Genomic DNA, 11,823 nt, shown 5'->3' with positions numbered 1-11,823 from the left:
TAATGAATGTTTCCGCATTCTTGATGCATAAGAGGGAAAAAGGATGCAGCAATGCTCTTCTATAACAGATCAAAGCCTTATTTATACGGTTTTTCCGTATCTGTGATATAATTGAAAAAGGTTTTTTCTGGTTAAAATACAGGATAAGGAAGTGTACTATGAAAATCACAATTGAGGAAGCCAAGAAGATTGCGCTTCTTTCCAGATTAGAGTTTTCTCCGGAGGATCTGGAAAAAATGCGTGAATCAATGAACAGCATTCTGACTCATATGGAAGAACTCAGCCAGTATGATACGACAGATGTTGCGCCAACGGTACATGCAGTAGAACAGTATAACGTTATGCGTGAAGATAAACCACATCAATCCTTCACAAATGAACAGGCACTTATGAATGCGCCTGAAAGTGAAGATGGATATTTTAAAGTACCAAAAATTATTTAAGCGGGAGGTGCGGCTTTGAATTTCACAATTCATGACTTGCATGCACAGCTGGTCAATAAGGAAATATCAGCTGTTGAATTAACAAAGAAAGTTATTGCGCATCGTGACTCCGTCGAGAAGGATGTTCATGCATATCTCTCGCTTAGCGATGCAAAAGCTCTGGAAAAAGCGGCTGAAGTTGACGCCAAGATTGCAGCAGGAGAAGAAATCTCTGATCTGGCGGGCATTCCGGGAGCCATTAAGGATAATATCTGCATCAGCGGAGAAACCTGCACAGCTGCATCCAGGATGTTGGAACACTGGGTTGCTCCCTATGATGCCACTGTCATTGAAAAACTTAAGCAGCAGGATTTCATCTCTATCGGAAAGACGAACATGGATGAATTCGCAATGGGCTCTTCTACAGAAAATTCCGCTTTCGGACCGACAAGGAACCCATGGAATCTGGATTATGTTCCTGGCGGCTCCTCCGGCGGCTCTGCTGCAGCAGTAGCTGCAACAGAAGCAGTCTGGGCCCTTGGTTCTGATACGGGCGGATCCATCCGCCAGCCAGCTTCCTTCAATGGCATCGTAGGTCTCAAACCTACCTATGGGCTTGTTTCCAGATATGGCCTTCTGGCTTTTGCATCTTCACTCGATCAGATTGGCGGTTTGACGAAAGACGTAACCGATGCTGCCATTCTTTTAAATGCGATTGCCGGGTATGATGCAAAGGATTCCACCTCCATTCCTCAGGATAAAAAAGATTACAAGAAAGCTCTTGTGAATAACGTGAAGGGAATGAAGATCGGTGTCCCGAGAGAATTCTTTGGCGAAGGGATTAAGCCTGAGACCAAAGAGGCTGTTAAAAAGGCACTGGCCTTCTATGAGAAGGAAGGCGCTGAGCTTGTCGATGTCTCCATCCCGCATATTAACAGCGGTGTTTCTGTTTACTATATCATTGCTCCTGCAGAAGCAAGTTCCAACCTTGCCCGTTATGACGGCGTAGGCTTCGGATATCGTGCAGAAGGCAAAGATATCATTGATATGTATATCAAGACAAGAAGCACGGGCTTTGGCGAAGAAGTAAAGCGCAGAATCATGCTTGGCAACTATGTTCTGTCAGCAGGATATTATGATGCATATTATCTGAAAGCGCTGAAGGTACGCACTCTCCTCAAACAGGAATTTGATGAAGTATACAAGTCCTGTGATGTGATTGCAGCTCCTTCTGCATCCGGGACATCATTCAAGTTCGGCGCATTCTCTGATCCGCTCTCCCTGTACATGGAAGATATCTGCACGGTTCCGGTCAACCTGATCGGTGCTCCGTCCATCAGCATCCCGGTCGGATTCCATGAAGGAATGCCTCTTGGCATGCAGCTGATCGGCAAGCCGCTTGGCGAAGAAACAATTATTCAGGCTGCATATACTTTTGAACAGTCTCATCCTGAATTTACCCAAATTGCACCGAAAGGAGAGATTAAGGCATGAAATATGAAGCAGTGATTGGCTTGGAGGTTCATACAGAACTCCAGACAACAACGAAAATCTTCTGCGGCTGCAAAACATCATTCGGCGCTGAACCAAATACAAATGTATGCCCGGTTTGCTTAGGGCTTCCAGGCGTACTTCCTGTCCTGAATAAAAGAGTACTGGAATTTGCAGTACGTGCAGGCCTTGCCCTGAATTGCGAGATTTCCCGCTTCAGCAAGTTTGACCGCAAGAATTATTATTATCCGGATCTTCCGAAGAACTTCCAGACATCGCAGTTCGATCTTCCAATCTGCGAAAGAGGCCATCTTGATATCGAAGTAAACGGAGAAAAGAAACAGATCCGCATTACAAGAGCACATATGGAAGAAGATGCCGGCAAGCTTGTTCATCATGGAACATCCATTACCGATTCCGACTATTCCCTTGTCGACTATAACCGTACAGGTACACCGCTTCTTGAAATCGTTACTGAACCTGATATGCGTTCTGCCAAGGAAGCTGTTGCATACCTTGAAAAAATGCGCGCTATCCTGCAGTACATCGGTATTTCCGACTGCCGCATGGAAGAAGGAAGCCTTCGCTGTGATGCGAACGTTTCTGTCAGACCTGTCGGTCAGAAAGAACTTGGCACCAAGACGGAAATCAAGAATATCAATTCCTTCAAGGGCGTAGAAAAGGCAATTGAATACGAAGCGCTGCGTCAGGCAGAAATTCTTGAAGACGGCGGAAAGATCATTCAGGAAACAAGAACCTGGGATGAAAAGGAAGGCGTCACAAAGAGCATGCGTACCAAGGAAGAAGCGAACGATTACCGCTACTTCCCGGAACCTGACCTTGCACCTTTCACAGTTTCTGAAGAATACATTGAAGACATCCGCAAAACTCTTCCAGAACTTCCGGATGAAAGACGCGAACGTTACATCGCAAACTTCGGCCTGTCCTCTACGGATGCCCAGTATATGACAAACGACAAGGATACCTCCGATTACTTTGAAAAGGTGGTCGCAGCAGGCGCAGATCCCAAGGCTTCCGTAAACTGGATCATGGGCGAATTTGCAAGCCAGCTTTCCAATGCAGGCATAGAAATTGCCAAAGCCCCGGTTACACCGGAAAATCTCGCCAAACTTCTGGCTCTGATTGCTAAGGGAACCATTTCCGGAAAAATTGCCAAGAAAGTTTTTGCTGAAATGTGGAAAGACGGAGCAGATCCGGAAGAAATCGTCAAGGCACAGGGCCTTGTACAGATCAGCGATACAGGCGCACTCAAGGAACTGGTTGTAAAAGTCATTGCCAATAATCCAAAGGCAGTAGAAGACTTCAAAGCCGGAAAGAAGAAAGCTGTCGGTGCTCTGGTCGGACAGATCATGAAAGAAACAAAGGGCAAGGCAAATCCAAAAGTAATCAATGAGTTGCTGAATGACGAACTTAAAAAGTTATGATAGATGATAGAAAAAGCGAGAATGTTGAGCCTAATCAGGAAGAACCGAAAGTGATGTCTGATCAGGAAAGAGACAATTTTCATGGGCTGACATTAAATGAAGATGGGAGACGGGATGATCCCGAGGAGGATACGGAAATCCGTATTCACTTTGTGGATATAAAGAAGATTCCTTTATGGAAGAAAATCCTTTTTGGTGCCGCCTTTGTCATTTTTGTTGCCATTGCTCTCGTGATGGCATGGTTCTTTATGCTCGGCGGCGCAGCTGTCTTTGCTTTAGGTCTTATTATTTATTTGCTGAAAAAGTACATATTCTGATAAAAAGCTGCCTGCCGGCGGGCAGCTTTTTAGGTTAAAAGGGTACGGTTTTGAGGATTCGTCAAATATATTCAAACATTTAGAAAATAAAATAAACCATCTATATTGAAAAAATCAGATATGCATGTTATAATACTTCCAGAACGTCAAAAGTATTTTATTTAGAATTATTCTAGTAATTATATGATCAAGGAGGAATTGTACTATGTCTTTAAATGGAAAGAAGATTAGCGAATTCAAGCTTCAGGCTTATCAGAATGAAGATTTCATCGAAGTAACCGATAAGGATCTGCTCGGCAAATGGAGCGTCCTGTTTTTCTACCCGGCAGACTTCACATTTGTATGCCCGACCGAACTGGAAGACCTGGAAAACAAATATGCTGATTTCAAGAAGATCGGCTGCGAAATCTATTCTGTTTCCTGCGATACCCATTTCGTCCACAAAGCTTGGCATGAATCTTCTGACAGAATCGGCAAGGTTGAATATCCGATGATCGGCGATCCGACCGGCAAGCTTGCTAAGGATCTTGATGTATACATCGAAGATGCTGGCCAGGCAGAAAGAGGAACCTTCGTCATCAACCCGGACGGAGAAGTTGTACTCTATGAAGTAAGCGCAGGCAACATCGGACGTAATGCTGATGAACTGCTCCGCAAGGTTGAAGCTGCTCAGTTCGTTTACGAACACGGCGATGAAGTTTGCCCGGCAAAATGGCATCCAGGTGAAGAAACCCTGAAACCATCCTTTGACTTAGTCGGCAAATTATAATAAAACGGAGGCATCATGGAAAAATTTTATGATGCCATAGTAGTAGGCGGGGGGCCAGCTGGGCTCTCCGCCGCTATTTATATGGCGAGAGCGCGTTTCAGAGTCCTTGTAATAGAAAAGGAAAAAGTTGGCGGGCAGATTACAATTACCGCAGAAGTTGTCAACTATCCGGGAATATTCTCCACGAATGGCGAAAAACTTACTGCTGAAATGGCTCGTCAGGCAAGAGCATTCGGAGCAGAGTTCCTGAATGCAGAAGTGACCGGAATGGATGTAGATGATGATTACAAAGTCGTTCATACCTCCAACGGTGATTTCAAAACACTGGGAATCATCTTTGCCGGCGGCGCACATCCGCGTCTTGCCGGTTTCAAGGGAGAAAATGATTTCCGCGGCCATGGCGTGGCATACTGTGCAACCTGCGATGGCGAATTCTTTACAGGAAAGACCATTTTCGTTGTAGGCGGCGGTTATGCGGCTGTCGAAGAAGGGCTGTTCCTTACAAAGTATGCCAAGAATCTGATTGTTGTCGTAAGAGGAAATGATTTCAGTATAGAATCTGCAGCTGTGGAAGAGCTGAAAGATAATAAGAATACGAAGATCCTTTACCATACACAGATTGAGGAAGTAAAGGGCGATAGTGCTATCCGCAAGGTTGTCCTTAAAGACAGACAGACCGGAGAAGAAACAGTATATGAAGCGGATCCCAGTGATTTCTATGGTGTATTCGTATTTGTAGGATATGCTCCTGAGAATGCCCTTCTCAAAGGGAAAATCGATCTCGATGAAAAGGGATACGTTATTACCGACCGTGACCAGAAAACAAATGTTGACGGCGTTTACGCAGCTGGTGATATCTGTGTCAAGAACCTCAGACAGGTTGTAACAGCTGTATCTGACGGTGCAGTGGCTGCAACTTCTCTGGAGAAATACCTGGGAAGCCAGTTCAGAAAACTGAATCTGAAGCGTACTTATGTAAAGAATCTGGCTCCGAAAGAAAAGAAGCAGGAAGCTGCCGCTGTTGCAAAAGCGAAGCCGGAAGCCTTCCTTGATGATCAGACAAGACAGGCTCTTGCTCCTGTCCTGAACCGTTTTACGAATCCGATACTGCTGAGACTCTATAAAGATGATTCGCATCTGTCCCAGGAAGATGAAAAGATGGTTCGCGAACTTTCTGAAATCTCGGACAAGGTTAAGTTTGAGATTATTCAGGCATCTGAGGGAATGGAGCATACGATTGCTATCTGCAATGCAGAAGGCGAAGATCTTGGCCTGCATTTCCACGGAGTTCCTGGCGGACATGAATTCAATTCCTTCATTCTTGCCATGTATAATGCCGCAGGACCTGGACAGGATATCGGAAAAGATGCAGAGGCAAGAGTTGCAGCCATCAATGAAAAGAAGCATCTGAATATTGCAGTTTCTCTCTCCTGCACGATGTGCCCGGATCTTGTTGCCGCAGCCGAACGTATTGCTGCAGGAAATAAGAACATCACAGTTGATGTCTATGATCTGGCTCATTATCCTGACATGCAGCAGAAATATAACATCATGAGTGTTCCCTGCATGATCGTTAATGACGATGATGTGCATTTCGGCAAGAAGAATGTAACGGAACTTCTTGATATACTCCACGCTTAAGATGGAATCTTGCAATTGAAGGCAGTCTGACGTATATTCGTCAGGCTGCTTTTTAATTTAGTATCTACCCTTTTAGCTTCAATTGATCAGCTTCCTGATATAAATTGAAATATATACTACACTTTTAGCCAAAATATGATACAATAAGTTTAAATATTAATATTATGTATACTGTTTTGGAGGCATGAAATGAACAGACAACTTTCAATGGAATTCGTAAGGATTACCGAACAAGCTGCATTGAAGAGCGGACGGCTGATGGGAACCGGCGACAAGGAAGGGGCTGACCAGGCTGCTGTCGACGGAATGCATGAACAGTTCGCAAAGACACCGGTTTCCGGTACTGTTGTTATCGGGGAAGGCGAAATTGATGAAGCCCCGATGCTTTATATCGGGGAACATGTAGGTGCAGGCGGAGAAGAAGTTGATATTGCTGTCGATCCGGTAGAAGGAACGAATCTGGTTGCCAAAGGACAGGATGGAGCCATTGCAGTACTGGCTATTGCTCCTAAAGGATGTCTGCTTCATGCTCCGGATATGTATATGCAGAAAATCTGCGTCGGACCAAGAGCAAAAGGCCGTATCGACATCAATGCTTCCGTAACAGAAAATCTGAAGAACGTTGCTGATGCAATGAACAGAGAGATTTCTGACCTGACAGTTGTTATTCTTGACAGGGAACGTCATGAAAGCATTATCGGAGAAGCCAGAGAAGCAGGCGCAAGAATCCGTTTGATCACAGATGGTGATGTAGTTCCTTCTGTAGACTGCGGTATTCAGGGAAGCGGCATTCATATGGTACTGGGCTCCGGCGGAGCACCGGAAGGCGTTCTTGCAGCTGTAGGACTTAAATGCCTCGGCGGCGACATGCAGGCAAAACTTCTGCCGCATACAGAAGAAGAACTGACAAGAATGAAGAAAATGGGAATCGATGATCCGAACAAGGTGCTGACCCTGGATGATCTGGTAAAGGGCGATGACTGCATTTTCTCTGAAACTGCCATTACAGACTGCGCACTCCTGAAAGGTGTAAGATATTTCGGAGATGGTGCAAGAACAAGTACCCTCGTTCTCCGTTATAAGACCGGAACTGTTCGTTTCGTTGATACCATCCATCGTTTCGGTGATAAGAAACCGGCAGTCCGCCTGTGGTAATAATCATCCGGATTTATTAATTTAATAGATTAAGCTAAACAGGAAAGCAGCCATGAAAGCCGCTTTCCTGTTTTACGTAGAGCGCCCTTTTCTGCAGATTGAAATCTTCTGATCAGACTGATTTCCTTCTTTATCTTTTATTTAATGGCATAAGATTGCTTTATGTTGTAAAATAAAAGATACGATTTACTAAAAGGGTATTTAAGCAGATCGCTTACTATGGAAATGAAAAGGGGTTTCAACATATATGCATGAAATTTTAGACTGGATCTACTCAATCGTAGTGGCATTGTTCCTGGCAATGCTGATTCATATTTTTCTCTTCGTACCGACAAAGGTATCAGGGTCGTCCATGTATCCGACTTTGACAAACGGAGAGTATCTCATTGTTTCAAAAATCAGCCACGTACTTAGAGAAACTCCGAATTACGGGGATATCGTCATCATAGACAGCCGGACCCACAGGGAAAGATCCTGGATGGATGATCTCACAGAACCGCTTGATAATTACATTGCCATTTTCGAGCATAGTACTCAGGGTCATAATATCTGGGTCAAACGCGTTATCGGAAAACCGGGAGACAAGCTGGAATTCCATGACGGACACGTATATAGAAATGGTGAAAAGCTGGATGAACCATATATCAATGAACCAATGGAATTTTCTATGGACGGATCTTATACTGTTCCTGAAGGCGATGTATTCGTCATGGGGGACAACAGGAACCACAGCTCTGACAGCCGTTTCATCGGGCCGGTTCCGATCGATCATGTCCTTGGCAAGGTATGCCTGCAGCTGTAACCCGGTCAGGCATACTGCCTCCATGCGTTTTTGATTCATGAAATTCCCTGTGATAAGATGATTGCAATCATCGGGCGGTTTCAATGATAAGTTGTACAGATGGAAGATTCTAAGGATAATAAGAAGGGAAGTTTGTTATGGCACATTGCAATGAAAAATATTTAAACTTGCAGAGCGCTTGTCTTTTTGATGAAATCAATGAAAAACAGAATGCATACAAGGAATCTCATCCTGATGCAGATATTATTTCGCTGGATATTGAGGATGGAACACAGCCGCTTGCTCCATCTGCTGCTGAAGCCATGAAAAAGGCTGTAGACGAGATGTCCCGCGGCGGGACGTTCCCCGGCTGCGGCCCGGAGCAGGGATATCTTTTCCTGCGCGAAGCTATTGCAAAAAATGATTTCCAGTCCAGAGGCTGCGATATTTCACCAGATGAAATTTTTGTCAGCGATGGTGAAAAATATGACATTGGGAATATGCAGGAAATTTTTGCTGAAAGTGATATCGCTGCAATAACAGACCCTGTATATTCTCCCTATGTTGACAGCAATGTCCTGGCCGGCCGCGGCGGGAAATTCATCAACGGCGCATACTCGAAGCTTGAATATCTTCCCTGCTATGAAGAATGTGATTTTAAGGCAAATCTTCCGCAGCATGATCCGATGATCATTTACTTATGCTCGCCGAATAACCCGACAGGAACCGCTTTGAACAAGAGCAATCTTACGATGTGGGTGAAATACGCAAAGCAGACTGGAGCTGTCATTTTCTTTGATGCTGCTTATGAGGCCTTTATTACTGAGCCAAATATTCCGCACAGCATTTATGAAATCGAAGGAGCTAAGGACGTTGCGATTGAATTCCGCTCTTATTCCGAAACGGCAGGACTCACAGGTCTTCGCTGCGGTTACTGTGTCGTTCCGAAGGAATTGATGCTTGAAACAAAGAAAGATGACAAGGTTTCAGCCAATGAACTGTGGAAATGCCATCAGCGTGCAAAGTTCAAAGGTTGTTCCTATATTGTTCAGCGCGGGGCAGAAGCATCCTATACGGAAGAGGGTAAAAAGCAGATTCAGGCTGCACTTGCTGTTTATCGCGAAAATGCAAAGATCATCATGGATGCCTGTGAAGAATCCGGTCTCAATGCATATGGCGGTATCAACAGCCCGTATATCTGGGCAGCTGTTCCGGAAGAAATGACAAGCTGGGAATTTTTCGATTTTCTGCTTGATAAGGCACAGGTGATCTGTTCTCCGGGATCCGGATTCGGCCTGTGCGGTGAAGGCTTTATCAGACTGACAGCTTTCAATACTCCGGAACTTACAAAAGCAGCAGCTGAAAGAATGAAGAAAGCCCTGAAAGAATTATAAAAATGATTTTGCCCGGGTGGATTGGGAAAGTATTTTAGTTTGTTTGAAAGTGGGTTGAAAATGAGTACAAATCTTCAAATTGGCATTGTCGGCTTGCCTAATGTCGGCAAGAGTACATTATTTAATGCGATCACGAAAGCCGGAGCAGAAGCTGCAAACTTCCCGTTCTGTACGATTGAACCAAACGTAGGTATAGTAGAAGTACCAGATCATCGTATTTACGATCTGGCAAAAATGTTCAATCCTAAAAAGATTACACCTGCTTTTACCCGTTTTGTCGATATTGCAGGGCTCGTCGCAGGGGCATCTAAAGGTGAAGGCCTTGGAAACCAGTTCCTCAGCCACATCAGGGAAACCGATGCGGTCGCTCATGTCGTACGCTGCTTTGAAAGCGGGGATATCACACATGTCGAAGGTACTGTGGATCCTGTGCGTGATATGGGTATTATCAATACAGAACTCTGCCTGGCAGATCTTGAAAGCGTCGAAAAGAAGAAAACGAAAGTAGCAAAACTTGCTCAGGCGGGGATCAAGGAAGCAAAAGCTGAACTTCCTGTCCTGAATAAAGTATTTGATACACTGCAGGAAGGCATTCCTGCAAGAACGCTCGATCTTTCTGAAGATGATCTTGCTGTCATCAGGGAACTGAATTTAATCACATTGAAGCCGGTGCTTTATGTCCTGAACATTTCAGAAGATGATATTGCCGATCCTATGAAGAATGAGTATGTCAAGAAAGCTTCAGAGGAAGCCGAGAAGGAAGGCGCTAAGTGGATTCCTATTTCGGCTGAGATCGAAGAAGAAGTTTCAGAACTCGATCCGGAAGAAGCCAAGATGTTCCTGGCCGATTTGGGCGAAGATGAACCAGGTGTCAACCACTTGATCCGCGCTGCCTATTCCATGCTGGGCCTTATCAACTTCTTTACCGTCGGACCCGATGAATGCCGTGCCTGGACAGTAAGAGCAGGAACGAAAGCTCCTAAGGCTGCAGGAAAGATTCATAGTGACATTGAACGAGGCTTTATCAGAGCAGAAATCGTTTCTTATAATGATTTAATGCGGTACGGCTCGTATGCGAATGTCCGTGAAAAAGGACTGCTCAGGGTAGAAGGAAAAGATTATATCATCCAGGATGGGGATGTCGCTTATTTCAGATTCAATGTCTGACATTCAGGCATAAAAAAACAGCTCTGCGTTGCATGACTGACGCAGAGCTGTTTTTTATATAATCAATCGGCCTTAGGTTCTTCAAAGATACTGTTTTTGAAATAGAAGTAAATGAAAAAGGCTGCTGCAATGACGAATCCGATAAGAGCAGTGATTTGCGCACTCTTGAGATCCAATGCATAGGTTCCGTAATCTCCGCGGAAAAATTCAAGAAAGAATCGCAGGAGGGAATAAAGCATAATATAAAGGCAGAACGTCGTGCCTTTGGGGTGCTTGAAGCAGGAGTACCAGATCAAAAGGCAGAAAATGATCAGGTCTCCCTGACATTCCCATACTTCAGCCGGCCAAAGGGGCTGAGGGCCATACGTCTTGTACGCCAGAGTGGTCGCCGGGTACAGGATTCCGTATCCAAGCCCCGTGGGATGGCCGAATGCGTCCCCGTTCATAAAATTGGCGATCCTGCCAACCGACTGGCCAAGGATGATGGCAGGCGTAACTATATCTGCAAATGGAAGGATCGGTATATTTTTCTTCTTTAAGAAAAAGTACGCAGCAACGCAGGCGAAAATGACACCGCCTTGTATAGCCATGCCGCCCTGCCAGACATAAGGAATTTCCGTCAGATGATCATGATAGTAATCCCAGTCAAAGAAGAATACATCCCAGAGCCTGCCTCCTATAATGCCGAAGAAAGCGATGGTCAGGCCTAAATCAAAAATGCACTCCTCCCATCCGGTTCTGCTCTTTTTCAATAAGAAATAAGCCATGATGCAGCCAAAGATGATGGCGAGTGAAAAGAAAATGCCATAAAACCGTATGGGGAATCCCCCGATGAAAGTTAAATATTGATGCATGAATATGCTCCTTCTTAATCTATTTTGAAATTGCTTTGATGGACTATAGAAATATTATACTATGTTCATTCCATAAATATAAACCGTGATTCTTTAATGAATGACTGATAATGAACAGCGGCTGGATGATTATCCCGCTTTTGAAATATAACACTTAATGAGTCAGGCAGAGATATTAATCAAATGAGGGCATCTGTCCAATTATTCTTTAAGATTTCTTTAAATTTTTAACTGACGATGTGTTTCTTAACGATTAAAACTTGAATTTGATTAAAGCTATGGTATGATGAATATGAGAGAAAAAATAGAATTCATTAATAACATATTCATCTTTTTCGCAGAAAATAAAAATACGTAAATTGTAGAATGAAATTGAACACTAAAACT

Annotated in this window: 11 protein-coding genes; 10 read left to right on the top strand and 1 reads right to left on the bottom strand. The window is 44.3% G+C overall.

Going from position 1 to position 11,823, the window contains the following annotated elements; translation table 11 throughout:
* Positions 1–158 precede the first annotated feature (158 nt).
* The 10 genes from gatC (at position 159) to ychF (ending at position 10,582) form a co-directional block, all read left to right on the top strand.
* Positions 159–443: an Asp-tRNA(Asn)/Glu-tRNA(Gln) amidotransferase subunit GatC gene (gene gatC / locus M3200_RS04845; RefSeq protein ID WP_022382420.1), complete on the top strand. Its 285-nt coding sequence runs from the start codon at positions 159–161 to the stop codon at positions 441–443.
* A 15-nt stretch (positions 444–458) separates the two neighbouring features.
* Entirely contained in the window at positions 459–1,916 is a 1,458-nt protein-coding gene (gatA, locus tag M3200_RS04840) for an Asp-tRNA(Asn)/Glu-tRNA(Gln) amidotransferase subunit GatA (RefSeq protein WP_022382419.1), read from the top strand.
* Positions 1,913–3,358, top strand: coding sequence for an Asp-tRNA(Asn)/Glu-tRNA(Gln) amidotransferase subunit GatB (gene gatB / locus M3200_RS04835; RefSeq protein WP_022382418.1), 1,446 nt, complete (start codon positions 1,913–1,915; stop codon positions 3,356–3,358). The genes gatA and gatB overlap by 4 nt, the downstream gene beginning before the upstream one ends.
* Positions 3,359–3,408: 50 nt before the next feature.
* Positions 3,409–3,675 (top strand): hypothetical protein, encoded by a 267-nt coding sequence (locus M3200_RS04830; RefSeq protein WP_162297571.1) that lies wholly within the window; start codon positions 3,409–3,411, stop codon positions 3,673–3,675.
* 205 nt (positions 3,676–3,880) lie between these two features.
* Positions 3,881–4,444: an alkyl hydroperoxide reductase subunit C gene (gene ahpC, locus M3200_RS04825; RefSeq protein WP_022382416.1), complete on the top strand. Its 564-nt coding sequence runs from the start codon at positions 3,881–3,883 to the stop codon at positions 4,442–4,444.
* A gap of 15 nt (positions 4,445–4,459) precedes the next feature.
* Positions 4,460–6,085 carry an FAD-dependent oxidoreductase gene (locus M3200_RS04820; protein WP_022382415.1) on the top strand — a complete coding sequence of 542 codons (1,626 nt, stop codon included), beginning with the start codon at positions 4,460–4,462 and terminating at the stop codon, positions 6,083–6,085.
* 189 nt (positions 6,086–6,274) lie between these two features.
* Positions 6,275–7,240: a class II fructose-bisphosphatase gene (glpX, locus tag M3200_RS04815; protein WP_022382414.1), complete on the top strand. Its 966-nt coding sequence runs from the start codon at positions 6,275–6,277 to the stop codon at positions 7,238–7,240.
* Positions 7,241–7,487: 247 nt separating this feature from the next.
* Positions 7,488–8,042 (top strand): signal peptidase I, encoded by a 555-nt coding sequence (gene lepB, locus M3200_RS04810; RefSeq protein WP_022382413.1) that lies wholly within the window; start codon positions 7,488–7,490, stop codon positions 8,040–8,042.
* Positions 8,043–8,179: 137 nt separating this feature from the next.
* Positions 8,180–9,415, top strand: a complete 1,236-nt coding sequence (locus M3200_RS04805) for an LL-diaminopimelate aminotransferase (protein ID WP_022382412.1) — start codon at positions 8,180–8,182, stop codon at positions 9,413–9,415.
* Positions 9,416–9,475: 60 nt separating this feature from the next.
* The gene (gene ychF, locus M3200_RS04800; protein ID WP_022382411.1) at positions 9,476–10,582 is read left to right on the top strand and encodes a redox-regulated ATPase YchF; all 1,107 of its coding nucleotides are present in this window, start codon (positions 9,476–9,478) and stop codon (positions 10,580–10,582) included.
* A gap of 62 nt (positions 10,583–10,644) precedes the next feature.
* On the opposite strand, the gene lgt is transcribed toward ychF, so the two are convergent.
* Entirely contained in the window at positions 10,645–11,436 is a 792-nt protein-coding gene (gene lgt, locus M3200_RS04795; RefSeq protein WP_022382410.1) for a prolipoprotein diacylglyceryl transferase, read from the bottom strand.
* Between the last annotated feature and the right edge of the window lie 387 nt (positions 11,437–11,823).

The sequence above is a fragment of the Dialister sp. CAG:357 genome, assembly GCF_000435155.1.
Lineage (GTDB): Bacteria > Bacillota > Negativicutes > Veillonellales > Dialisteraceae > Dialister > Dialister hominis.
This window is presented reverse-complemented; position numbering and strand designations above follow the sequence as displayed.

Bases quoted from the DNA above. Each gene is read 5' to 3' on its own strand.
- gatC (WP_022382420.1), top strand. From the start codon at position 159: ATGAAAATCACAATTGAGGAAGCCAAGAAGATTGCGCTTCTTTCCAGA.
- gatB (WP_022382418.1), top strand. From the start codon at position 1,913: ATGAAATATGAAGCAGTGATTGGCTTGGAGGTTCATACAGAACTCCAG.
- ahpC (WP_022382416.1), top strand. From the start codon at position 3,881: ATGTCTTTAAATGGAAAGAAGATTAGCGAATTCAAGCTTCAGGCTTAT.
- M3200_RS04820 (WP_022382415.1), top strand. From the start codon at position 4,460: ATGGAAAAATTTTATGATGCCATAGTAGTAGGCGGGGGGCCAGCTGGG.
- glpX (WP_022382414.1), top strand. From the start codon at position 6,275: ATGAACAGACAACTTTCAATGGAATTCGTAAGGATTACCGAACAAGCT.
- lepB (WP_022382413.1), top strand. From the start codon at position 7,488: ATGCATGAAATTTTAGACTGGATCTACTCAATCGTAGTGGCATTGTTC.
- M3200_RS04805 (WP_022382412.1), top strand. From the start codon at position 8,180: ATGGCACATTGCAATGAAAAATATTTAAACTTGCAGAGCGCTTGTCTT.
- ychF (WP_022382411.1), top strand. From the start codon at position 9,476: ATGAGTACAAATCTTCAAATTGGCATTGTCGGCTTGCCTAATGTCGGC.
- lgt (WP_022382410.1), bottom strand. From the start codon at position 11,436: ATGCATCAATATTTAACTTTCATCGGGGGATTCCCCATACGGTTTTAT.